This is a genomic window from Klebsiella sp. GL120222-02 (assembly GCF_003097195.1).
Taxonomy (GTDB): domain Bacteria; phylum Pseudomonadota; class Gammaproteobacteria; order Enterobacterales; family Enterobacteriaceae; genus Klebsiella; species Klebsiella variicola.
In genome coordinates this window covers 420,191-442,884 of the sequence record NZ_QEQO01000002.1, presented here as the reverse complement: position 1 = coordinate 442,884, position 22,694 = coordinate 420,191, and the positions used below count along the sequence as shown (strand labels likewise).

Annotated in this window: 17 protein-coding genes and 1 pseudogene; 10 read left to right on the top strand and 8 right to left on the bottom strand. The window is 56.4% G+C overall.

Annotated elements, in window-relative coordinates; all coding sequences use genetic code 11:
• The first annotated feature begins 140 nt into the window (after positions 1–140).
• The 5 genes and pseudogenes from ssuE to ssuB all read left to right on the top strand — a co-directional run bounded on the left by ssuE (position 141) and on the right by ssuB (position 4,385).
• Complete coding sequence (gene ssuE / locus N438_RS07355) at positions 141–716, top strand: NADPH-dependent FMN reductase (RefSeq protein WP_008805880.1); 576 nt, start codon at positions 141–143, stop codon at positions 714–716.
• Positions 709–1,708: pseudogene (locus N438_RS07350) on the top strand (sulfonate ABC transporter substrate-binding protein). Before ssuE ends, N438_RS07350 begins: the two are co-directional and overlap by 8 nt.
• The gene (gene ssuD, locus N438_RS07345; RefSeq protein WP_008805878.1) at positions 1,668–2,813 is read left to right on the top strand and encodes an FMNH2-dependent alkanesulfonate monooxygenase; all 1,146 of its coding nucleotides are present in this window, start codon (positions 1,668–1,670) and stop codon (positions 2,811–2,813) included. The pseudogene N438_RS07350 and the gene ssuD overlap by 41 nt, the downstream one beginning before the upstream one ends.
• 10 nt (positions 2,814–2,823) lie before the next feature.
• The gene (gene ssuC / locus N438_RS07340) at positions 2,824–3,615 is read left to right on the top strand and encodes an aliphatic sulfonate ABC transporter permease SsuC (RefSeq protein WP_008805877.1); all 792 of its coding nucleotides are present in this window, start codon (positions 2,824–2,826) and stop codon (positions 3,613–3,615) included.
• On the top strand, positions 3,612–4,385 hold the full coding sequence (gene ssuB, locus N438_RS07335; RefSeq protein WP_012542307.1) for an aliphatic sulfonates ABC transporter ATP-binding protein: 774 nt from the start codon (positions 3,612–3,614) through the stop codon (positions 4,383–4,385). The genes ssuC and ssuB overlap by 4 nt, the downstream gene beginning before the upstream one ends.
• Before the next feature lie 97 nt (positions 4,386–4,482).
• Here the strand turns inward: ssuB and pepN are convergent, their stop codons facing one another.
• Complete coding sequence (gene pepN, locus N438_RS07330) at positions 4,483–7,098, bottom strand: aminopeptidase N (RefSeq protein WP_008805875.1); 2,616 nt, start codon at positions 7,096–7,098, stop codon at positions 4,483–4,485.
• 326 nt (positions 7,099–7,424) lie between these two features.
• Here pepN and pncB point away from each other — a divergent pair, with 326 nt between their 5' ends.
• The gene (gene pncB, locus N438_RS07325; RefSeq protein WP_080923583.1) at positions 7,425–8,627 is read left to right on the top strand and encodes a nicotinate phosphoribosyltransferase; all 1,203 of its coding nucleotides are present in this window, start codon (positions 7,425–7,427) and stop codon (positions 8,625–8,627) included.
• 42 nt (positions 8,628–8,669) lie between these two features.
• Here the strand turns inward: pncB and N438_RS07320 are convergent, their stop codons facing one another.
• The 4 genes from N438_RS07320 to dpaL all read right to left on the bottom strand — a co-directional run bounded on the left by N438_RS07320 (position 8,670) and on the right by dpaL (position 13,741).
• Complete coding sequence (locus N438_RS07320) at positions 8,670–9,836, bottom strand: M20 aminoacylase family protein (protein WP_044614240.1); 1,167 nt, start codon at positions 9,834–9,836, stop codon at positions 8,670–8,672.
• A gap of 18 nt (positions 9,837–9,854) precedes the next feature.
• Positions 9,855–11,093, bottom strand: coding sequence for a Zn-dependent hydrolase (locus tag N438_RS07315; protein WP_044643099.1), 1,239 nt, complete (start codon positions 11,091–11,093; stop codon positions 9,855–9,857).
• A gap of 24 nt (positions 11,094–11,117) precedes the next feature.
• The gene (locus N438_RS07310) at positions 11,118–12,407 is read right to left on the bottom strand and encodes an aromatic amino acid transport family protein (protein ID WP_044613214.1); all 1,290 of its coding nucleotides are present in this window, start codon (positions 12,405–12,407) and stop codon (positions 11,118–11,120) included.
• Positions 12,408–12,529: 122 nt separating this feature from the next.
• Positions 12,530–13,741 (bottom strand): diaminopropionate ammonia-lyase, encoded by a 1,212-nt coding sequence (gene dpaL / locus N438_RS07305; protein WP_004199498.1) that lies wholly within the window; start codon positions 13,739–13,741, stop codon positions 12,530–12,532.
• A 311-nt stretch (positions 13,742–14,052) separates the two neighbouring features.
• On the opposite strand from dpaL, the gene N438_RS07300 reads away from it, so the two are divergent.
• From N438_RS07300 to N438_RS07285, 4 genes are all read left to right on the top strand, one after another.
• Positions 14,053–14,514 (top strand): Lrp/AsnC family transcriptional regulator, encoded by a 462-nt coding sequence (locus N438_RS07300; protein WP_116696263.1) that lies wholly within the window; start codon positions 14,053–14,055, stop codon positions 14,512–14,514.
• A gap of 175 nt (positions 14,515–14,689) precedes the next feature.
• Positions 14,690–16,090: an asparagine--tRNA ligase gene (asnS, locus tag N438_RS07295; protein WP_012542310.1), complete on the top strand. Its 1,401-nt coding sequence runs from the start codon at positions 14,690–14,692 to the stop codon at positions 16,088–16,090.
• Between the two features lie 591 nt (positions 16,091–16,681).
• On the top strand, positions 16,682–17,761 hold the full coding sequence (ompK35, locus tag N438_RS07290) for a porin OmpK35 (protein ID WP_008805872.1): 1,080 nt from the start codon (positions 16,682–16,684) through the stop codon (positions 17,759–17,761).
• Positions 17,762–17,948: 187 nt separating this feature from the next.
• Positions 17,949–19,139 (top strand): amino acid aminotransferase, encoded by a 1,191-nt coding sequence (locus N438_RS07285; RefSeq protein ID WP_116696201.1) that lies wholly within the window; start codon positions 17,949–17,951, stop codon positions 19,137–19,139.
• A 76-nt stretch (positions 19,140–19,215) separates the two neighbouring features.
• Here the strand turns inward: N438_RS07285 and N438_RS07280 are convergent, their stop codons facing one another.
• The 3 genes from N438_RS07280 to ldtD form a co-directional block, all read right to left on the bottom strand.
• Positions 19,216–19,863 carry an MBL fold metallo-hydrolase gene (locus N438_RS07280; RefSeq protein WP_008805870.1) on the bottom strand — a complete coding sequence of 216 codons (648 nt, stop codon included), beginning with the start codon at positions 19,861–19,863 and terminating at the stop codon, positions 19,216–19,218.
• A gap of 13 nt (positions 19,864–19,876) precedes the next feature.
• On the bottom strand, positions 19,877–20,428 hold the full coding sequence (locus tag N438_RS07275) for a YcbK family protein (RefSeq protein WP_004201403.1): 552 nt from the start codon (positions 20,426–20,428) through the stop codon (positions 19,877–19,879).
• A 303-nt stretch (positions 20,429–20,731) separates the two neighbouring features.
• A complete protein-coding gene (gene ldtD, locus N438_RS07265; protein ID WP_012542312.1) occupies positions 20,732–22,522 on the bottom strand; it encodes a L,D-transpeptidase in 1,791 nt (596 codons plus the stop codon).
• Positions 22,523–22,694: the final 172 nt, after the last annotated feature.

Genomic DNA, 22,694 nt, shown 5'->3' with positions numbered 1-22,694 from the left:
CCTCTTCCCGCGCCGTTATGCGCTTTTCGGCTATCTAACGGTGGATAAATCATTTAGGGAAATAATGGTGCTCTGTCACACTCACTGCAAATGTTATCAATTATAGATAAATGCAAACATTTAGTTATAAGGAGAGAGAGATGCGCGTCATTACGCTTGCGGGCAGCCCGCGTTACCCTTCCCGTTCCAGCGCCCTGCTGGAATATGCCAGAGAGACGCTCACCGCCGCCGATATCGAAGTCTGCCACTGGCATCTGCAGAACTTTGCCCCGGAAGACCTCCTGTACGCTCGCTTTGACAACCCGGCGCTACAAACGCTCAATGAGCAACTGGCCGGGGCCGACGGTCTGATTATCGCCACGCCGGTGTATAAAGCCTCGTTTTCCGGCGCCCTGAAAACCCTGCTCGATCTGCTTCCTGAGCGCGCGCTGGAGGGCAAAATCGTGCTACCGCTGGCCACTGGCGGCACCATCGCCCACATGCTGGCGGTGGACTACGCTCTGAAACCCGTCCTGAATGCCCTGAAGGCCCAGGAGATCCTCCATGGCGTCTTCGCCGATGACAGCCAGGTCACGGATTACCAGCATAAGCCGCAGTTCACCCCTAACCTGCAGCGGCGCCTGGATGAGTCCCTGGAGACCTTCTGGCAGGCGCTGCATCGTCCCAGCAGCCGCGCCCCGTCGTTAACGTCTCTGCGTGGGGTGGAACATGTTTAATCCTCTCCGCGCGCTGACCCTCGGCGGACTGCTGTTGTTCTCCGCGCTGGGCCACGCCGCCCCGGCGGCTCCCGATGCCCTGCGCATTGGTTATCAGAAAGGCAGCGTCAGCATGGTGCTGGCGAAGAGCCATCAGCTGCTGGAGCAGCGCTATCCGGGCACCCATATCTCGTGGATTGAATTCCCGGCCGGTCCGCAGATGCTGGAGGCGCTGAACGTCGGCAGCATTGACATCGGCAGTACTGGCGACATTCCGCCTATCTTTGCTCAGGCGGCGGGCGCCGATCTGGTCTATATCGGTTCGGAGCCGCCCAAGCCCAAAGCGGAAGTCATCCTGGTGGCGCAAGGCAGTCCTATTCACAACGTTGCCGAATTAAAAGGGAAAAAGGTCGCTTTCCAGAAAGGTTCCAGCTCCCACAATCTGCTGCTGCGCGCCCTGCAGCTGGCGGGCCTGAAATTTAGCGATATTCAGCCGGTTTACCTTGCCCCCGCCGATGCGCGCGCCGCCTTCCAGCAGGGTAATGTCGACGCCTGGGCCATCTGGGATCCGTACTACTCCGCCGCGCTGCTGCAGGGCGGCGCCCGGGTACTCACTGACGGAACCGATCTGAAACAGACGGGATCGTTCTATCTTGCTTCCCGCCCCTACGCTGAACGCAATGGCGCTTTCATTGAAGGCGTACTCGATACCTTTACTCAGGCCGATGCCCTGACCCATAGCCAGCGCGCGCAAAGCATTACGCTGCTGGCGAAAACGATGGGATTACCGGAAGCGGTGATCGCCAGCTATCTGGACCATCGTCCCCCCACCTCAGTAACCCCGGTGAGTGCCGAAACCGCCGCTCGCCAGCAGCAGACGGCCGACCTGTTCTATGAGAACAAGCTGGTGCCGAAAAAAGTTGATATCCGGGCCCGTATCTGGCAGCCCGTTGCCGCACAAGGAGCGAAATCATGAGTCTGAATATGTTCTGGTTTTTACCGACCCATGGTGATGGTCGTTATCTGGGCACCGAAGAGGGCGCCCGTCCGGTCGATTACGGCTATCTGCAGCAAATCGCGCAGACGGCGGATCGGCTGGGGTTCACCGGCGTGCTGATCCCGACCGGACGCTCATGTGAAGATGCCTGGCTGGTTGCGGCCTCGATGATCCCGGTGACGCAGCGGCTGAAATTTCTTGTCGCCCTCAGGCCTAGCGTGGTGTCGCCGACGGTAGCCGCCCGCCAGGCGGCGACCCTGGACCGACTGTCAAACGGCCGGGCGCTGTTCAATCTGGTCACCGGCAGCGATCCCGCCGAGCTGGCCGGCGACGGCGTCTTCCTCGACCACACCGAGCGCTATGAGGCCTCAGCTGAATTTACCCACATCTGGCGCAAGCTGATGGAGGGAGAAACCGTCACCTTTAACGGCAAGCATCAGCGCGTTCGCGACGCTAAGCTGCTGTTCCCGCCGCTCCAGCAGCCCCGTCCACCGCTCTATTTCGGCGGATCGTCTGACGTCGCGCAGGATCTGGCCGCCGAGCAGGTCGATCTCTATCTCACCTGGGGTGAACCGCCGAAGCAGGTGGCAGAGAAGATTGCTCAGGTCCGGGAGAAAGCGGCCCGGCATGGGCGCCGGGTGCGTTTTGGCATCCGTCTGCACGTGATCGTGCGGGAAACCAACGAGGAAGCCTGGCAGGCGGCGGACAGCCTTATCTCCCACCTTGATGATGAAACGATCGCCCGCGCCCAGGCGGCCTTCGCCAGAACCGACTCCGTCGGTCAAAAGCGAATGGCGGCGCTGCACAACGGTCGACGCGATCAGCTCGAGATCAGCCCCAACCTGTGGGCCGGCGTCGGCTTAGCGCGCGGCGGCGCCGGTACTGCGCTGGTGGGCGATGCCGCCACCGTTGCCGAACGAATCAATGAATACGCTGCGCTGGGTATTGATAGCTTTATCTTCTCCGGCTATCCGCATCTGGAAGAGGCGTATCGGGTCGGCGAGCTGTTGTTCCCCCTGCTCGACGTCGCCGTGCCGTCTATCCCGCAGCCGCAAAACCTGCGCCTGCAGGGGGAAGCGGTCGCCAACGAGTTTATCCCGCGTAAAGTGGCGCAAAGCTGAGGAGACACTGATGGCAAAATCAACCCATCCCCTGTTGTTACGCCTCGCCCCCTGGCTGCTGCCGGTGGGGACGGTCATTGTCTGGCAGCTGGCCTCGTCCGTCGGCTGGCTCTCGACGCGGGTGCTTCCCTCGCCGGAGGGGGTATTGAAAGCGTTCTGGACGCTCTCGGCCAGCGGTGAGCTGTGGCAGCATCTGGCCATCAGCTCGTGGCGGGCGCTGGTCGGCTTCGCCATCGGCGGCTCCATCGGGCTGGTGCTCGGCCTGATCAGCGGCCTGTCACGCTGGGGCGAGCGTCTGCTGGACACCTCGATCCAGATGCTGCGCAATGTCCCGCATCTGGCGCTGATCCCGCTGGTAATTCTGTGGTTCGGCATCGACGAGACCGCCAAGATCTTCCTTGTGTCGCTGGGCACCCTGTTCCCGATCTATATCAACACCTGGCATGGGATCCGTAATATCGACCGTGGGCTGGTAGAGATGGCGCGCAGCTATGGTTTATCCGGCTTCGCGCTGTTCCGTCACGTGATTTTACCCGGCGCCCTGCCCTCAATTATGGTCGGCGTGCGTTTCGCTCTTGGCCTGATGTGGCTGACGCTTATTGTCGCTGAAACCATCTCGGCGAATGCCGGTATCGGTTATCTGGCGATGAATGCGCGTGAATTTCTACAAACCGACGTGGTGGTGGTCGCCATCATTCTTTACGCCATCCTTGGCAAACTGGCCGATGTCTGCGCCCAGCTGCTGGAACGGCTCTGGCTGCGCTGGAACCCGGCGTATCATCTTCAGGAGGCTAACGCATGAACACTGCCCGTCTGACCCCAGGTATCCCGCTGCTGCTGAACGGGGTGACGAAACGCTATGGCGATAACACTATTCTTAACGAGCTGGATCTGCATATTCCCAGCGGCCAGTTTGTGGCGGTGGTGGGCCGCAGCGGCGGCGGCAAGAGTACCCTGCTGCGCCTGCTGGCGGGTCTGGAAAAACCGAACGCTGGCGAGCTGCTGGCGGGCGCGACACCCCTGGCGGCGATCCAGGACGACACCCGGATGATGTTTCAGGATGCGCGCCTGCTGCCGTGGAAAACGGTGATTGATAACGTCGGGCTGGGGTTAAAAGGCGCCTGGCGCGACGCCGCCCTACAGGCATTGGCCAGCGTCGGACTCGAGAGCCGTGCGCAGGAGTGGCCGGCGGCGCTGTCAGGTGGGCAAAAGCAGCGCGTTGCGCTGGCCCGCGCGCTGATCCATCGCCCGCGCCTGCTGCTGCTGGACGAACCGCTGGGAGCGCTGGACGCCCTCACCCGTCTGGAGATGCAGGAGCTGATCGTCTCCCTGTGGCAGGAGCATGGTTTTACGGTCCTGCTGGTGACGCACGACGTCAGTGAAGCGGTGGCCATGGCCGATCGGGTGCTGTTAATTGAAGAGAAGAAAATTGGCCTCGATTTGAACGTGGATATTCCGCGACCGCGGCGCACCGGGTCGGCGAAGCTGGCCGAGCTGGAGGCAGAGGTGCTGGATCGGGTGATGAAACGCGGCGACAGCGAGCGTGCGCCGCGTTTGTTTAGTCATGGCTAACTAACGTCCCCGGCCCGCGCTTCGCTCGGCCGGGCTACCAAATCGCACAGCGCTGTAGCCCCGGTAAGCGAGAGCGCAACCGGGGATTTTGCCACCGTTACGCCAGCGCCTTACTGATTTTCTCGAACAGATCGCCGGAGAGATTCTCCAGCCCCTTCAACTGCTCCAGCGCAGCGCGCATCAGCGCCTGTCGCTTCTCATCATAACGCTTCAGACGAATCAACGGCTCAATCAGTCGCGACGCCACCTGCGGGTTGCGCTGGTTAAGTTCGGTTAGCATCTCCACCAGGAACTGGTAGCCGCTGCCGTCTTCAGCATGGAACGCCGCCGGGTTGCTGCTGGCGAAAGCACCGATTAACGACCGCACACGGTTCGGGTTGCTCATGCTGAATGAACGGTGATTCAGCAGACCACGCACTGTTTCCACCACATTGGCCGCCGGGCTGGTGGACTGCAGGATAAACCACTTATCCATCACCAGACCGTCCTGATGCCATTTATCGTCATACTCCTGCATCAGCGCATCGCGGCTCGGCAGCTCGGCGGCAACCGCTGCCGACAGGGCGGCCAGCGCGTCGGTCATGTTATCCGCCTGGTGATACTGCGCCGACACCAGCTTATCGCCCAGCGTTGGCTCCGCAAACGCCAGATAGCGCAGGCAGGTATTGCGCAGGGCACGCTTACCAATATCGGCGTGCTCCACACGGTAGCTGTCGAGTTTATTGGCGTGATAAACAGCGAGGAATTCGTCCGCCAGTTCGTTCGCCAGAGTGCGGGTGAGCGCTTCGCGCACGGTGGCGATGGCGATCGGATCGATAATGGCGAACATCTCGGCGATTTCGTTGGCCGACGGCAGGGTTAAGATCTCGGCGGCCAGCGCCGGGTCAATCTTCTCGTCCAGCAGGATGGCGCGGAAGGCGTCCGCCACATGCACCGGCAGCGACAGCGGCTGTCCCTGCTGATGACGGTTGACGTTCAGCTTGATGTAGGTCGCGAGCAGGCTCTGCGCCGCATCCCAGCGCGAGAAATCATTCCGCGCATGGCGCATCAGGAAGGTGAGCTGCTGATCGCTCCACTTATATTCCAGTTTCACTGGTGCTGAAAATTCGCACAGCAGCGCCGGCACCGGCTGGAAATAGACGTTATCGAAGACGAAAGTCTGCTCGGCCTGAGTTACATTGAGCACCGGGTGCAGCGGATGGCCGCCCTTCTGCAGGGGGATCACCTTGCCTTCGTTATCGTACAGCTCAATGGCAAACGGGATATGCAACGGCTGCTTCTCGGCCTGCTCGGCGGTCGGCGGCGTACGCTGGCTGATGGTCAGCGTGTACTGCTCGGTTTCCGGGTTGTAGTCGTCATGCACGGTGACGATTGGCGTACCGGACTGGCTGTACCAGCGGCGGAAGTGTGACAGATCGACGTTAGAGGCATCCTCCATCGCCTGGACGAAATCATCGCAGGTCGCGGCGCTGCCGTCATGGCGTTCAAAGTACAGCTGCATCCCTTTCTGGAAGTTTTCTTCACCCAGCAGGGTGTGCAGCATACGGATCACTTCGGCACCCTTTTCATAAACCGTCAGGGTGTAGAAGTTATTCATTTCGATAACCATATCCGGGCGGATCGGGTGCGCCATCGGGCTGGCGTCTTCAGCAAACTGCAACCCGCGCATGGTGCGCACATTGTTGATGCGGTTAACCGCCCGTGAGCCGAGGTCGGAGCTGAATTCCTGATCGCGGAACACGGTCAGACCTTCTTTCAGGCTGAGCTGGAACCAGTCGCGGCAGGTGACGCGGTTGCCGGTCCAGTTATGGAAATACTCATGACCAATCACCCGCTCGATATCAAGATAGTCTTTATCGGTGGCGGTATCGGTACGGGCCAGGACATATTTGGAGTTAAAGACGTTGAGTCCTTTGTTCTCCATCGCGCCCATATTAAAGAAGTCGACGGCGACAATCATATAGATGTCGAGGTCGTACTCGAGGCCAAAGCGCTCCTCATCCCATTTCATGGAATTTTTCAGCGAGGTCATTGCCCACGGCGCGCGGTCGAGATTGCCGCGATCGACGTACAGCTCCAGCGCCACTTCACGACCGGAGCGAGTGGTAAAGGTGTCACGCAGGACGTCAAAATCACCGGCCACCAGCGCAAACAGGTAGCACGGTTTCGGGAACGGATCCTGCCACTGTACCCAGTGACGGCCATTCTCCAGCTCTCCCTGCGCCATGCGGTTGCCGTTGGAGAGCAGGAACGGGTATTTCGCTTTGTCGGCGATGATTTTGGTGGTAAACCGCGCCAGCACGTCCGGGCGGTCCAGGTACCAGGTAATATGGCGGAAACCTTCCGCTTCGCACTGAGTACACAGCGCTTCGCCTGACTGATACAGGCCTTCCAGCGCGGTGTTCGCCGCCGGGCTGATCTCATTGACGATGGTCAGGGTGAAATGCTCCGGCAGACCGCCGATCACCAGCTGATTGTTTTCTTCTTTATAGTCACTCCACGGCTGGCCGTTCACTTGCAGCGCGATCAGGGTCAGATCTTCGCCGTCGAGGCGCAATGGCACATCAGACGCAGCCGCGTGGCGGGAGACCTTGCTCTCGGCCGTAACGACGGTTTTTGCGGCATCCAGGTCAAAGGTCAAATCGATATCGCTAATCAGATACTCCGGCGCACGATAGTCGTGGCGGTATTTGGCTTGGGGCTGTTGTGTCATAAAAAACCTTTCGCATCTTGGGTAAAGTGTCGTCCCAGTCTATTCCCGTTGTGTCAATCGCGCTATGCAGAATCTTCATCTTTTCAATGTGAAACACGAAAACCGCTACATTTTGTTAACACGCGCGGCACGAAATGCCCTCGACCCGACGCAAAGCTTGTGGTGTGATCCATGTTCAATATATTAAACTAGGCCTCGCAAATGACCGTCAGCGTCGCCATCGCTCGCCATCGCGGGACAGAGCCGGGTAATAAAGGTATACTCCGCCTCCTTTTTTCGCGTTGGTTTGGATGGAACGCTCCAGTGAGAGGATGCTACTGCGCACCATGACACAATTCACTTCTCCTGTACTGCACTCGCTGCTTGATACGGATGCCTACAAGCTGCACATGCAGCAGGCTGTCTTCCACCGCTACGGCGATGTGCATGTGGCGGCGGAGTTTCGCTGCCGCGGAGACGACCTTCTCGGCATTTATGCCGACGCGATCCGCGAGCAGGTGGAGTCCATGCGCGACCTGAGACTGCGGGATGATGAATATCACTGGTTGTCCACCCTTCCCTTTTTCCGCCAGGATTATCTCGACTGGCTGCGCGATTTTCGCTATGACCCGAGCCAGGTCACAGTCAGCAATGACAATGGTAAGCTGAACATTCGCCTTACCGGCCCATGGCGGGAAGCCATCATGTGGGAAGTCCCGCTGCTGGCGGTGATAAGCGAGTTGGTCCATCGCTATCGTTCACCAGAGATGGGCGTCGATCAGGCGCTCAACACGCTGGAACATAAGCTAGGCGACTTCGCCACCATGACCGCTGACCTCGACATGAGCGCCTTCCGTCTGATGGACTTCGGCACCCGCCGTCGTTTTTCACGCGAGGTGCAGGAAGGTATTGTGCGGCGTCTGCAGCAGGAACCATGGTTTGTCGGCACCAGCAATTACGATCTGGCGCGCCGTCTGAATTTAACCCCGATGGGTACCCAGGCCCATGAGTGGTTCCAGGCCCACCAGCAGATCAGCCCCAGCCTTGCCAGCAGCCAGCGGGCGGCCCTTGCCGCCTGGCTGGAAGAGTATCCCGACCAGCTGGGCATCGCGCTGACCGACTGCATCACTATGGATGCGTTCCTGCGCGATTTCGGTCCGGAATTCGCCACCCGCTATCAGGGGTTGCGCCACGATTCCGGCGACCCGGTGGAATGGGGAGAAAAAGCTATCGCCCATTATCAGAAGCTGGGTATCGATCCGCTGAACAAAGTGCTGGTCTTCTCCGATAATCTCGACCTGGCCAAAGCCGTCGATCTGTATCGCCACTTCGCCTCGCGGGTGAAATTGAGCTTTGGTATCGGCACCCGTTTAACCTGCGATCTGCCGCAGGTTAAACCGCTCAATATCGTGATTAAGCTGGTGGAATGTAACGGCAAACCGGTGGCGAAACTCTCCGACAGCCCGGGGAAAACCATCTGCCACGATAAGGCCTTCGTCCGCGCCCTGCGCGAGGCGTTCGACCTGCCGCCGATTAAAAAGGCAAGCTAAAAAACATGGCCCGACGGCATTCTGCTATCGGGCCAATCAATATCACTCCTGCGGCAGACGGGTTCTGACGACCTCGGCAAAATACTCCGCGCCAGTTAGCAATATCTCATCATTAAAGTCGTAGCAGGCATTGTGCAACGGTGTATTGCCCTGAGCATCTGAACTATCGCCGTTGCCTAAAAAGATGAAACAGCCGGGGATTTTTTGCAGAAAAGCGCCAAAATCCTCCGAAATCATCATCTGTGCGACGTTGCCGTCCACCTTCTCAGCCCCTACCACGTTAATCGCAGCGGTGACCGCCACATCAACGCATTGCTGCCAGTTCACCGTTGGCGCAAATTCATGGGTATAGCTGAACTGGCACGTCGCACCGTGCATCGCGCAAATCGCTTCGCTAATGGTCCGCATGCGCGCTTCCAGCAGCGCCTGTACGTCAGCCGAGTAGCTGCGGGTATCCCCTTTAATTTCCACATGCGTGGGGATCGCATTGCGGATACCGTCAGTATGAAGCTCCGTACAGGAGATCACCGCCGGCACGTTCGGGTCGATATTGCGTGAAACGATGGTCTGCAGCGCCAGAATAATTTCTGCCGCAATCACCAGCGGATCCTTCGCCATATGCGGCCGGGCGGCATGCGCCCCCTGCCCCTTAATACGGATAATAAAGTTATCTTCGCTGGCCATAATACCGCCGACACGGGTGGCGATGGTCCCGGCCTTCATACCCGGCATATTGTGCAGGCCGTAAATCTCCTCGATGCCGAAACGCTCGATAACGCCGTCCGTCATCATCGCATTGGCGCCATAACCGGGTTCTTCCGCAGGTTGAAAAACAAAACAGACCGTGCCGTTAAAGTTTTGCCGCTGCAATAGCAACTGCGCCGCGCCCAGCGCAATGCAGGTATGGCCATCATGCCCGCAGCCGTGCATCCGTTCGGCGGTCGTGGAGCGGTAAGGCCGTTCACCCTGTTCGTTCAATTGAATAGCATCGATATCGGCGCGGATGGCGATAACACCGTTACCGTCGCCGCATTTCAACACGCCCACCAGCCCAGTTTTACCTATATTACGATGAACCTCAATGCCCATCGCTTCGAGTTTCTCGGCGATAAACTGCGAGGTTTTGACTTCTTCAAAGGCGCTTTCCGGATTGGCATGCAGGTGATGGCGCCAGGCAATAAGCTGCTGCTTTAGCTGTTGTTGATTCATTCTTCACTCCTGTAAAAATTATGCCGCACGCTGCGCGCGCTGTAATACCACCTGCAGCAGCACATTGGCGCCGGCAATGAGATCTTTGGCTTCGCTATGTTCATTGACGTTGTGGCTAATGCCGTCAACACAGGGGACAAAAATCATCCCTGCGGGGCATACCGAAGCCATAAATTGCGCGTCGTGGCCGGCGCCGCTCGGCAGGCGCCGATAACTGAGGGCTTGACGTTTCGCCTCCGCTTCAACGGCATTGACGATTTCATCGGCAAAAATGACCGGGTTAAAACGTACCAGTGAACGGCTGGCTATCTCCACCCCCTCTTCCTGCACCGTTGTGGCGACAAACTCGGCTAAGCGCCGTTCCGCTTCAATTAAGATAGCGTTATCGGTATTGCGTAAATCCACCGACATCACGACGTGATTTGGAATGACGTTAATCAGGTTGGGTTTAACGCTGATATGCCCGACGGTAGACACCTGATTGCCGCCGAGGCTCATCGCCAGTTCACGGGCAAAAACGGCGATTTTCGCCGCCGCCAGGCCGGCATCGCGGCGCATGGACATCGGTGTCGTACCGGCGTGATTCGACACGCCTGTTAGCGTAAATTCTTGCCATGAAATACCCTGCACGCCGGTGACGACGCCGATATCAATCCGTTCCTTATCGAGGATAGGTCCCTGTTCGATATGTAGTTCGACGTAGCTATCTACCGGCAGATTGCCCGGCTGATGTTCGCCTTTATAGCCAATCTCCCGCAGCGCCTCGTCAAGAGTAATGCCATTGTGGTCTTTTGCCGCCAGGGCCTGCGCCAGTGGATACTCCCCGGCAAACACCACGCTTCCCATCATATCGGGCTGGAAGCGCACCCCCTCCTCATTAGTAAAGAAGGTTACCGCCAACGGTCGTCGGGTGCGGATCCCGGCATCCTGGAGGGTGGCAATCACCTCAAGGCCGGCCATAACGCCGTAGTTGCCATCGTACAGGCCGCCAGTACCCACGGTGTCGATATGCGACCCCATCATCACCATCGGTAGCGCCTCTTCTCCGCGATAAACACCGGTAACGTTGCCGATAGCATCGATATAGATAGTCAGCCCCAGCGCGTTCATCCGGGCAACAACAAAGTCCCTACCGGCTTTATCTTCCGCGGTCGCCGCAAGGCGGCAGACGCCGCCGCCTTCCAACGCGCCGCATTCACCAAGCGCAAACAGGGAATCGATCAGCCGCTGGCCGTTTATCTGTAGATCATGACTCATAAAACATCTCGCTATTGTTCGGGGTTACTGGAACATGCCGTAAAAAATGGCGGATACGGTAATTAACCCAATCAGGGTGACGAAAACGTTGCTGGCTTTGCCGCGATACGGCGCCAGCACCGGTAACTTATGAATGGCATACATCGGCAACAGCAGTAGAATCGCAGCCCCGGTCGGGCCGCTGATGCACTCGATAATACCGAGGATGCTTGGGTTCTTATAGGCGGCGAACCAGCAGGTGAGGACCATAAAAACCAGAATAACGGCGTCAACTGCGCGGATAGTCGGTTTTTTCCCCCGCGCGGCGGCGGCCTCGATAATCAGATCGCGCAGCGATTCATAAGCGCCGATATAGTGGCCAAGAAACGATTTCGTAATCGCGACAAACGCAATGATTGGCGATAGCCAGGCAATAATCGGCGTCTCAAACTGGTTGGCAAGGTACGACAGGATCGACAAATTCTGCGCTTTTGCTTCCGCTAACTGCTGTGGTGACAGGCTCAACACGCAGCTGAGAACGAAAAATAGCACCACCACGGTCATTAAGAGGATGCCATAGCGCTGGATCTGCGCGCATTTGCGCTCGGCAAGCGCGAGTCCGTAGCGCTGCTTCTGGCGCACCACCATCGGCGAGACGATCGGATAGTGGTTAAACGACATAACCAGCACCGGAAAAGTCATCCACAGCGTCAGTAAAATGCCGCGCCCATCGCCCATTGCGCTGAAGCTCACGGTGTGCAAAATCGCGCCGTTCCAGTGCGGGATCAAAAACAGCGCCATAAAAATAAGTGAAATAATGAAGGGATAAACCAGGGTGCTCATCACGCGCATAATCAAACGCTGCCCGAGGCGGACAATAAACATCAGCCCGAGGATCAGCACAATCGACACCACTGCCCGCGGCGGCTCCGCCAGCCCCAGTTGATGGCTGATAAAACTTTGCGCAGTATTCGTAATGGCTACCGCATACATAATCAAAATGGTGTACACAGCGAAGAAATAGATAACGGTAAACACCTTCCCCGCTAGCGCGCCAAAATGCTCGCCAATGACATCGGTGATCGTGCTTTCCGGCGTGTTGGAAGAATAAATAAATCGTGCCAGCCCGCGATGCGCCAGATAAGTAATGGGAAAAGCGAGAGCAAAAACGATAAGCAGCGGCCAAAAACCGCCAATTCCGGCGTTAATCGGCAGAAACAACACCCCGGCGCCAATTGCCGTGCCGAACAGGCCAAGCACCCACACGGTATCTTCGCTATGCCACTTTGCGGGATCGGAATATCCTTTATTGATAATTATATTTTCAGTATTCATCGGTCAGGTTCTCTCTATGCATGACGCGAAAGCGCGTATGTTTTCGTTATGAGTCAGAACGCTTGTCATACCGAGGGCTTGTAGGGTAGGTAAGATGGCCCCCTTGTTATTGTCGATAGCGCTCAACCATTACGGCCAAACCAGACGATGTCTTCATAGACATCGGGTGATGTATCTCCTTCCGTGCTGATTAACAGAACCTGTGCATCGGCATTCAGGCGCAGCGATTCGGCAAGCTCGCGATACGCCGGTTGAGTCATCAGCGCATAAAGCACTCCTGTGCCAATAGCGCCGGATTCCCCGGAGACAAAAGGTTCGTCAGTACCTGGTCGCGGAGCGGCCAACAGGCGCATGCCGTTGGCCGCCAGACAATCGTCGGCGGAAATAAAACAGGTGGCATGGTCGCGGAGCATTGGCCAGCTGGTGATGTTAGGTTCACCACAGGCAAGCCCGGCCATCAGAGTTGACATATCCCCGCCGACGCTGTGCGGCAGTCCGTCATTAATGGTTGCCGAGCGATACAGGCAGTTCGCCTTGTGCGGCTCAACGATGATGATGGTGGGAGCCTGCTGCTGCATCTTTTCGATGAAATATCCCATGATGCTACCGGCAAACGACCCGACCCCGGCTTGTAAAAACAGATGCGTCGGCATCGGCGCTCCGCTTTCTGCCAGCTGCTGCCAGATTTCAACAGCGAGGGTCATATAGCCTTGCATGATCCATGTGGGGATCTGCTCGTAGCCCTGCCAGGCGGTATCCTGGAGTAGAACCCATCCCTGCTCGCGCGCGGTTTTGGCCGCCAGCCGAACTGTGTCGTCGTAGTTCAGTTCAGTAATCGTGCATTCGGCGCCATGCCGGCGAATATTCTGCGCGCGTACCGGCGACGAGCCCTTTGGCATATACACCACCGCACGCAGCCCAAGCTGCTCAGCCGCCCACGCCACGCCACGTCCGTGGTTACCGTCGGTAGCAGTCACAAATACGATGTCCTTGATACGCGCCTTAATCACTGGTGAATTAAGCTCGGCAAAGCTCAACGTATTAATATCTCGCTCAAGCAGAGCGGCGAGATATTTCCCCATCGCATAGGACCCGCCTAGTCCTTTAAACGCATTCAAACCGAATCGCTGCGCTTCATCTTTTATATGGATCGATCCCAGCCCCAGCCGCTGGCTTAAAAATTCCAGCTTACGCAGCGGCGTGACCCGGTAATCAGGAAATTTTTGATGGAATGCCAGCACTTCGTTCCCCACGCTTTCATTCAGCAGACTCAAGTCTGCTCCCTGGCCATAGGGCTGCCGCCGGGCGTTAAGTTGAAATTTAATTGTGTCCACTATTCAGGCACCTCTATTTTCATATCGTCCTGCGACGATAACGTTATTTGCGACCATTCCGCCTAAACGACGGGTGCACGGATCCGTGCGGCCTGAGACAGGACGGTCGCTTTAAATTGGTTAAGTCAGAATGTGAGAGGCTTTTTGTCGCGATATACCGCTTTCCCACTGCCTGTGATGGTACACTGCGCCCGGCGGTTAATTGGCGCAAAGTTGCCCATCGCGCCGCAATTTTCACTCTGTTTTATCATTCTCACGCAACAACGTTGCATTAGTGAGGTTGATCACAGGCTTGCAGGACGAGATATATGATGAAACTTGACGCATGGGATAAAAAAATTCTTACGCTCTTGCAGCGTAATAATCGCTTGTCGCAACGGGAGATCGCCGATCGGATCAGCCTGTCTCCTTCGGCAGTCAATCGGCGTATCGCTGCACTGGAGGATGCAGGAGTGATTAAAGGCAGTGTTAGCTTAGTGGACGCCAGTAAAGTGGGAAGACCGATCACCATTATGGTGCAGGTGACCATTGAGAATGAACGTCTCGATCTGCTTGAGGAGGATATACAGCGTTTCGTAACCTGTCCGCAAGTGCAGCAGGTCTACTATGTCACTGGCGACTTCGATTTTCTGCTCGTGATCAACGTCCGTGATATGGCGGAATACGAAGCGCTAACCCGTGAACTCTTTTTTGCCTCGGGAAATATCAAGTCTTTCCGGACCATCGTGTCGATGCAAAATGCGAAGCAGGAAATGACGGTCATTATCGAGTAAGTCGTGTAAAAGTCGACATGGGGAGCCAAAGAACGCCCCGGAGGTGTATTTATTTCCGAAATCCACCCTTCCCTGTGCGAAATCTACTTGTCTGATGGAAGATGACAGGTAACATAGATATCCCCCCGCTGTAGGGGGAAGAGACTTTTTTATTGGACTACATAGAGAGATTATTATGAGCGTTGTGCCTGTAGCCGACGTACTCCAGGGCCGCGTTGCCGTTGACAGCGAAGTCACGGTCCGCGGATGGGTGCGTACCCGCCGAGATTCTAAAGCTGGCTTTTCATTCCTCGCCGTCTATGACGGTTCCTGCTTTGATCCTGTACAGGCCGTTATTAATAATTCTCTGCCCAATTACAATCAGGAAGTGCTGCGTCTGACCACCGGTTGCTCGGTGATTGTCACCGGTAAAGTCGTGGCTTCCCAGGGCCAGGGTCAAAGCTTTGAGATCCAGGCGACCAGCGTGGAAGTCACCGGCTGGGTGGAAGACCCGGACACCTACCCGATGGCGGCCAAGCGCCACAGCATCGAGTATCTGCGTGAAGTAGCGCACCTGCGTCCGCGCACCAACCTGATTGGCGCGGTAGCTCGCGTGCGTCATACCCTGGCGCAGGCGCTGCACCGATTCTTCGACGAACAGGGCTTCTTCTGGGTTTCCACCCCGCTGATCACCGCTTCCGATACCGAAGGCGCCGGCGAAATGTTCCGCGTGTCGACGCTGGATCTGGAAAACCTGCCGCGTAACGATCAGGGCAAAGTCGACTTCGATAAAGACTTCTTTGGTAAAGAGTCGTTCCTGACCGTATCCGGCCAGCTGAACGGCGAGACCTATGCCTGCGCACTGTCGAAAATCTACACCTTCGGCCCAACCTTCCGCGCCGAAAACTCCAACACCAGCCGCCACCTGGCGGAGTTCTGGATGCTGGAGCCGGAAGTCGCCTTCGCGAGCCTGAACGATGTTGCTGGTCTGGCGGAAGCGATGCTCAAGTACGTCTTTAAGGCGGTACTGGAAGAGCGTGCGGATGACATGCAGTTCTTCGCCGAGCGCGTAGACAAAGACGCTATCGACCGTCTGCAGCGTTTCGTCTCCGCTGATTTTGCTCAGGTGGATTACACCGATGCCGTCACTATCCTGGAAAACTGCGGCAAGCAGTTTGAGAACCCGGTTTACTGGGGCGTGGATCTCTCCTCCGAGCACGAGCGTTATCTGGCTGAAGAACACTTCAAAGCGCCGGTCGTGGTGAAAAACTATCCGAAAGACATTAAGGCCTTCTACATGCGCCTTAACGAAGACGGTAAAACCGTCGCGGCAATGGACGTGCTGGCGCCGGGCATCGGCGAGATCATCGGTGGTTCCCAGCGTGAGGAGCGTCTCGACGTGCTGGACGCGCGTATGGCAGAGATGGGGCTCAACAAAGAAGACTACTGGTGGTATCGCGACCTGCGCCGCTACGGCACCGTACCGCACTCCGGCTTCGGTCTGGGCTTCGAACGTCTGATCGCTTACGTCACCGGCGTGCAGAACGTCCGCGATGTCATTCCGTTCCCGCGTACCCCGCGCAACGCGACATTCTAAGTTTTTCTGACATCAACCTGAAAGGCCAGCGCAAGCTGGCCTTTTTTTATGTCAATTACTGTTAGCAAAATTCAACAAACTTAAACATCAAGGCCTGGAAATCACATTTATGTTACGCACTGTTTCGGTGCACACCGGTGATGCAGATCGCACTTTATGTTCATATCAGAGCAAAACCCCTGATAAATTTGCTCATTTTTTAACCATGTGCCGCACGTCTTGCCAAGACAGAGGCTGAATAAAAAGAAGACGAATTCAACACATAAAATGAACGAATTGCCGCTTATCCAAATTAATCATAAATAATTCATATAGATAGATAAGCAATGACGTTTTACCTCATCAGGTGGAACGGAATTTTGATTAAGTTCACAAAGTTCCCCGAAATACACATTTAGTTACATGATTTTTCGTTTTATTACTCATATGAGATATTCGTAGCATTTTCCGGCTAGCGAAACGTTGTCGCGGATGGAAAGATGCCTTCAGACACCAAACTCTCATCAATGGTTCTGTAAGTTTTTATTGACAGAACTTATTGACGGCAGTGGCACGTGTTCATATAAAAAATATTAATGAGGGTAATAAATAATGATGAAGCGCAATATTCTGGCAGTGGTGATCCCTGCCCTGCTGGTAGCCGGTGCAGCCAACGCTGCAGAAATCTATAACAAAAACGGCAACAAACTGGACTTCTATGGGAAAATGGTCGGCGAGCACGTCTGGACCACCAATGGCGACACCAGCAGCGACGATACCACCTATGCCCGTATCGGCCTGAAAGGCGAAACTCAGATCAACGATCAACTGACCGGTTACGGCCAGTGGGAATACAACATGGATGCGTCCAATGTTGAAGGTTCCCAGCCGACGAAAACCCGTCTGGCGTTCGCGGGTCTGAAAGCGGGCGAATACGGTTCATTCGACTACGGCCGTAACTACGGCGCGATCTACGACGTCGAAGCAGCAACCGATATGCTGGTTGAATGGGGCGGCGACGGCTGGAACTACACCGACAACTACATGACCGGCCGTACCAACGGCGTGGCAACCTACCGTAACTCTGACTTCTTTGGTCTGGTTGACGGCCTGAGCTTCGCGCTGCAGTACCAGGGTAAAAACGACCACGACCGTGCGGTTCGCAAGCAGAATGGCGACGGCTTCAGCACCGCAGCCACTTACGCGTTCGACAACGGTATCGCACTGTCTGCAGGCTACTCCGGCTCCAACCGTAGCGTCGATCAGAAAGCTGACGGCAATGGCGACAAAGCCGAAGCCTGGGCAACCTCTGCAAAATATGACGCCAACAACGTCTATGCAGCGGTCATGTACTCTCAGACCTACAACATGACTCCGGAAGAAGATAACCACTTCGCGGGCAAAACCCAGAACTTTGAAGCTGTCGTACAGTATCAGTTCGACTTCGGCCTGCGTCCGTCCATCGGTTACGTGCAGACCAAAGGTAAAGACCTGCAGTCACGTGCTGGCTTCTCCGGCGGCGATGCGGATCTGGTTAAATACATCGAAGTGGGTACCTGGTACTACTTCAACAAGAACATGAACGTCTACGCTGCGTATAAATTCAACCAGCTGGACGACAACGATTACACCAAAGCGGCTGGCGTAGCCACCGACGACCAGGCGGCCGTGGGTATCGTTTACCAGTTCTAATCTGCAGTACACCCCTTCGTGATATGCCTTCAAAGCAGGACTTCGGTCCTGCTTTTCTGTATTCGTGAGGCAAAGATCGTATCTTTCGAAAACCTTCTCGCTTTTTGTCGCAAACGGTTGGCAATTCGTTATTCTCCCGTTAACCTGATAGCGGATTTCCCTTCAGTAATCACAATGGAACCTCGTCATGTTTGAGAACATTACCGCCGCCCCAGCCGACCCGATTTTAGGTCTGGCCGATCTGTTTCGTGCCGATGACCGCCCTGAAAAAATTAACCTCGGAATTGGTGTTTACAAGGATGAAACCGGTAAAACACCCGTTCTGACCAGCGTCAAGAAAGCAGAGCAGTACCTGCTGGAAAATGAAACGACTAAAAACTATCTGGGCATCGATGGTATTCCTGAATTTGGTCGCTGCACCCAGGAGCTGCTGTTCGGTAAAGGCAATGCGATTATCGCTGATAAACGCGCCCGTACTGCGCAGACCCCAGGCGGTACTGGCGCTCTGCGTGTCGCGGCTGACTTCCTCGCCAAAAACACCGACGTGAAACGCGTGTGGGTGAGCAACCCAAGCTGGCCGAACCACAAGAGCGTGTTTACCTCTGCCGGGCTGGAAGTGCGCGAATATACCTACTACGACGCCGCTAACCATGCGCTGGACTTTGAGGGTCTGCTGACCAGCCTGACCGAAGCCCTGGCCGGCGACGTGGTGCTGTTCCACGGCTGCTGCCACAACCCGACCGGTATCGATCCGACGCTCGACCAGTGGCAGCAGCTGGCTCAGCTGTCAGTGGAAAAAGGCTGGCTCCCGCTGTTTGATTTCGCCTACCAGGGCTTTGCCCGCGGTCTGGAAGAAGATGCTGAAGGTCTGCGCGCCTTTGCTGCGCTGCACAAAGAGCTGCTGGTCGCCAGCTCCTACTCGAAAAACTTTGGCCTGTACAACGAGCGCGTCGGCGCCTGCACGCTGGTCGCCGCCGATCAGGAGACCGTGGACCGCGCATTCAGTCAGATGAAATCGGTGATCCGCGCCAACTACTCCAACCCGCCTGCGCATGGCGCCTCCGTGGTCGCCACCATTCTGAGCAACGATGCGCTGCGTGCGATCTGGGAGCAGGAGCTGACCGATATGCGCCAGCGCATCCAGCGTATGCGCCTGCTGTTCGTCAACACCCTGCAGGAGAAAGGCGCGAGCCGCGACTTCAGCTTTATCAGCCAGCAGAACGGCATGTTCTCATTCAGCGGCCTGACTAAAGAGCAGGTGCTGCGCCTGCGTGAAGAGTTCGCCATCTATGCGGTTGCTTCCGGACGTATCAACGTGGCCGGGATGACGCCTGACAATATGGCGCCGCTGTGCGAAGCCATCGTCGCAGTACTGTAAGCGACAGCGTGCTCTAAGCGAGATAAAAGAAAAAGGCCGCGAATGCGGCCTTTTTTATGTGTTCGCGTCATGTCTGTTACCAGACCGGCATCTCATCCTGCAGGAACGGGTTGTTACGACGTTCCTCACCCAGCGTCGACAGCGGACCATGGCCGGGAATAAAGGTCACGTCATCGCCCAGCGGCAACAGCTTATCCTTAATGGCCGCAATCAACTGTCCATGGTCGCCGCGTGGAAAATCGCTGCGCCCCACCCCGCCTTTAAAAATCACGTCTCCGGAAATGAGCAATCGGGAAGCGTCATCAAAGAAGACCACGTGACCCGGCGTATGGCCCGGACAGTGCAGTACCTGCAGCGCCACATTCCCTACATTGACCACATCGCCTTCATTGAGCCAGCGATCCGGACGCAGCGGCTGGCAATCCTCCAGGCCGAACATCCGGCTTTGCGCCGGCAATCCTTCCAGCCAGAACTCATCTTCTTTTTCCGGACCAATAACCGGTACGCCATAATGCTGCGCCAGTTCCGCAGCGGCGCCGACGTGATCGAGATGGCCATGCGTCAGCAGGATCTGCATCAGCGTGACGCCCGCCTCCGCCACCACCGCTTTGATACGTTCAGCATCGCCGCCAGGATCGACCAGCGCCGCCAGGCGGGTTTGTTCGCACCAGATGAGAGAACAGTTCTGCGCGAACGCGGTAACCGGAATAATACGATAGTTCATGACGCTCCTTTCGTTACCAGTGCCTTACGGGACCGGTATCAATATGCACAAAGTTACTACGTGGGTAATATCCTACACCACCTGCGCGCATAGATAACGCCGCTTTGCGAATATTGCTTAACGAAATACCTTCAATATGGAAATCCATTGCCTGCCCCTTGGTGTGATAGCTGTGTTTTGCCACACCACGGCTTCGTGCGCGAAGCTCATCATTGGTATCAAGGGAACGATAACCAGAAATAAGCTGGACAGGTTTGTTGGTGCCAAGCAATCCCTGCAACCGATAAAGATGATCGAACAGATTTGGATCGATGGACTTAATTTTATTCGCGCGGTAATCACGGAAAAAATGATTAAGTCTTGCTAATTCATCCTGAATATAGCCTCTGCCATCGAAAAACTCCGCCTTGAGCGATTCACCGGTATGCAGGTTATTCAGCGTCAAAATACGCGGACGGGGGGTCGAGAGGGTGGCAAATGCCGGCGCAGGGAGAATGGCGGCAGCACCCAGCGCAGCACCACCCAACGCCAGCAATCTGCGGCGATTAGCGTCAAATTTGTCCATGATAATCAGGTCTACAGTCAATGAATCGTTATATACTTTTTCCGCATCGCGCGAGGCTAACCGCCAGCTCGCCATCGCTCGCCACAGCCGTGATGCTGTCCGGCAAAGGAGAGCGTTCGCGCTGACCGCGCTACGCATTGAGCGGAATGATATGTATATGCACTTCTGGCGCACGAAAGGCACCTTACCGGGCATTATTGCCAACGTCAAGGCAGCCTCACCCCAGGAAAATCGGGCGCTGCAGAGGAGCAGCGCCCTTTTTTACCCAGTGCTAGGACAACAAAATCCATTGAACTACTTCATTTACCTGATTAATTGTTCCGCTTTCGTCAGAATTTGTGCACTGGATCGCGCGGTGAGATCGTAATTGTAAATATCTGTTCGATATTGTGTACGTCCATCAGCGTCCACAAAAGCCGTTAAGTAATATAAATTCACCGGTATATTTTGCCGAATATTGACATAGCGCGTGTCCCCTTGCTTCAGGGCATCGGAAATACGCGTGTCGTTCCAGCCCGCGTCCTGCAGCAACATATTGGCCAGCTCCGAGGCCTTATTGACGCGTACGCAGCCGGAGCTGAGCGCGCGAACATCTTTCTGGAACAGATTATGGTTCGGCGTATCGTGCAGATAAATAGCATCTGAACTCGGCATATTAAACTTGTAGCGGCCCAGTGAGTTACGCGCTCCAGGCGCCTGCTGAAAACGGAACGGTAAATTATTCTCGGTGATGGTCGACCAGTCGACCCGATAAGGATCGATGGTCTCTTTACTGTTCCAGCCGCGCATCACGGTGTAGCCATGCTGCTCCAGATAGCCCGGATTGTTACGCACCTTCGGCAGGATATCTTTGCGCGCCAGCGTCGGCGGCACGTTCCACGGTGGATTGACCACCACGTTGTTCAGCGCGCTGCTCATCATTGGCGTTTTGCGGTCCGGACGCCCGACGATCACCCGCGAGGCCAGCACCTGGCTGCCATCCTGGTAATAGACCAGCGAGAAAGCGGGAATATTCACCATAATGCCGGTCGACAGTTTGCCCGGTAGCAGGCGTAAACGCTGAATATTCAAGGCCAGCACCCCCGCACGCTGCGCGGAAGAGACGTTGAGCCAGTCGCGGGTGGACTGGCCAATGACGCCATCCGCACCCAGCCCCTGCATGGCCTGAAAGCGCTTAACCCCCTCCACCAGCTGGCGATCGTACACGCCGCGCGCCGCGGGTTTGCTCTTTTTCTTCGCCGACGGGCTCACCACATCGCCGGGCAGAACGATATTGGCGGTATTGTCCAGCATCCCGGTACGCTGGAGGATCTCGCGCAGGGCACCGATATCATTGCTCCATTCGCCGGGGCGCAGCGAGCCGCTACCGGTCATCTGCGGCCACGGGCGAGAATCAGCCACCAGCGCCAACAACGACTGGTGCATGGCCTCATACTGCGGATGATGCGGCGCCAGGCCAGCGATAAACGCTGGCAGGGAGCCATTGTCCAGCGCCAGCTGCCACTGGTTAATCACCGATAGCGGCGGGGTCGCCATCTTGTACGGCGTCGAGCTATATAGCCAGCGGGTCCCCTGGGTGGGGATGCCGCTGATAAAGTGCAGATAGCCCATCATGGCATCCGACAACACCACATCGCGCGCCATGCCGCTGACGGCGGGATCGGTCAGCAGGCTGACCCAGGTGGTAAACTGCGGCTGAAAACCGGCGATGGCGATCTCCGCCAGCTGCTGCTGGAACGCCTGCACCGCCTCGCGGTTCTCCCACATCGGTTTCATATCCCTGGCGGCGTACAGCGACACCAGCGGATTGATAAAGACAGGTTTGTACCCTGCCGGCAACAGCGCCTCGATCTGGGCGCGACTGTTTGCCGCCGCCTCCATCGACAGCGGCTGCTCACCGGCCAGCTTCGCGACCGCCGGCGATTGCCCATCGCTTTGCGTCAGCGCGACGGAAAGCTCTCCAGGCGTAGCGGAGCTATCACCAGGTACGACTTCAGGCTCTGCGGCCTGGACATTGAACAGCGGAGCAAATGCCAGTGCCAGGCTCAGGCTGAGCGCTGACAATGGACGACCATACCGTTTCTTTAGCAACATCCCTTGCCCCCTGTTGTCACACATTGCCGCCCACAAATTAGTGGGCTTTATCACAGTATATAAAGACGGAAAGGCTTTTGCCTTACCTAATGTAAAGAAGCTTAAAGATTATACCACCCAGGCATACCAGGCTGGATAGCAAAAAGGGCAACTTAACGTTGCCCTTTTCAGC

What these genes read in the sequence shown, in the direction of transcription:
- pepN (WP_008805875.1), bottom strand. Translation starts at nt 7,098, where the DNA reads ATGACACAACAGCCCCAAGCCAAATACCGCCACGACTATCGTGCGCCG.
- N438_RS07310 (WP_044613214.1), bottom strand. Translation starts at nt 12,407, where the DNA reads ATGAATACTGAAAATATAATTATCAATAAAGGATATTCCGATCCCGCA.
- pncB (WP_080923583.1), top strand. Translation starts at nt 7,425, where the DNA reads ATGACACAATTCACTTCTCCTGTACTGCACTCGCTGCTTGATACGGAT.
- N438_RS07320 (WP_044614240.1), bottom strand. Translation starts at nt 9,836, where the DNA reads ATGAATCAACAACAGCTAAAGCAGCAGCTTATTGCCTGGCGCCATCAC.
- N438_RS07300 (WP_116696263.1), top strand. Translation starts at nt 14,053, where the DNA reads ATGAAACTTGACGCATGGGATAAAAAAATTCTTACGCTCTTGCAGCGT.
- N438_RS07315 (WP_044643099.1), bottom strand. Translation starts at nt 11,093, where the DNA reads ATGAGTCATGATCTACAGATAAACGGCCAGCGGCTGATCGATTCCCTG.
- N438_RS07285 (WP_116696201.1), top strand. Translation starts at nt 17,949, where the DNA reads ATGTTTGAGAACATTACCGCCGCCCCAGCCGACCCGATTTTAGGTCTG.
- ssuC (WP_008805877.1), top strand. Translation starts at nt 2,824, where the DNA reads ATGGCAAAATCAACCCATCCCCTGTTGTTACGCCTCGCCCCCTGGCTG.
- ompK35 (WP_008805872.1), top strand. Translation starts at nt 16,682, where the DNA reads ATGATGAAGCGCAATATTCTGGCAGTGGTGATCCCTGCCCTGCTGGTA.
- ldtD (WP_012542312.1), bottom strand. Translation starts at nt 22,522, where the DNA reads ATGTTGCTAAAGAAACGGTATGGTCGTCCATTGTCAGCGCTCAGCCTG.
- N438_RS07280 (WP_008805870.1), bottom strand. Translation starts at nt 19,863, where the DNA reads ATGAACTATCGTATTATTCCGGTTACCGCGTTCGCGCAGAACTGTTCT.
- asnS (WP_012542310.1), top strand. Translation starts at nt 14,690, where the DNA reads ATGAGCGTTGTGCCTGTAGCCGACGTACTCCAGGGCCGCGTTGCCGTT.
- ssuB (WP_012542307.1), top strand. Translation starts at nt 3,612, where the DNA reads ATGAACACTGCCCGTCTGACCCCAGGTATCCCGCTGCTGCTGAACGGG.
- ssuD (WP_008805878.1), top strand. Translation starts at nt 1,668, where the DNA reads ATGAGTCTGAATATGTTCTGGTTTTTACCGACCCATGGTGATGGTCGT.
- N438_RS07275 (WP_004201403.1), bottom strand. Translation starts at nt 20,428, where the DNA reads ATGGACAAATTTGACGCTAATCGCCGCAGATTGCTGGCGTTGGGTGGT.
- ssuE (WP_008805880.1), top strand. Translation starts at nt 141, where the DNA reads ATGCGCGTCATTACGCTTGCGGGCAGCCCGCGTTACCCTTCCCGTTCC.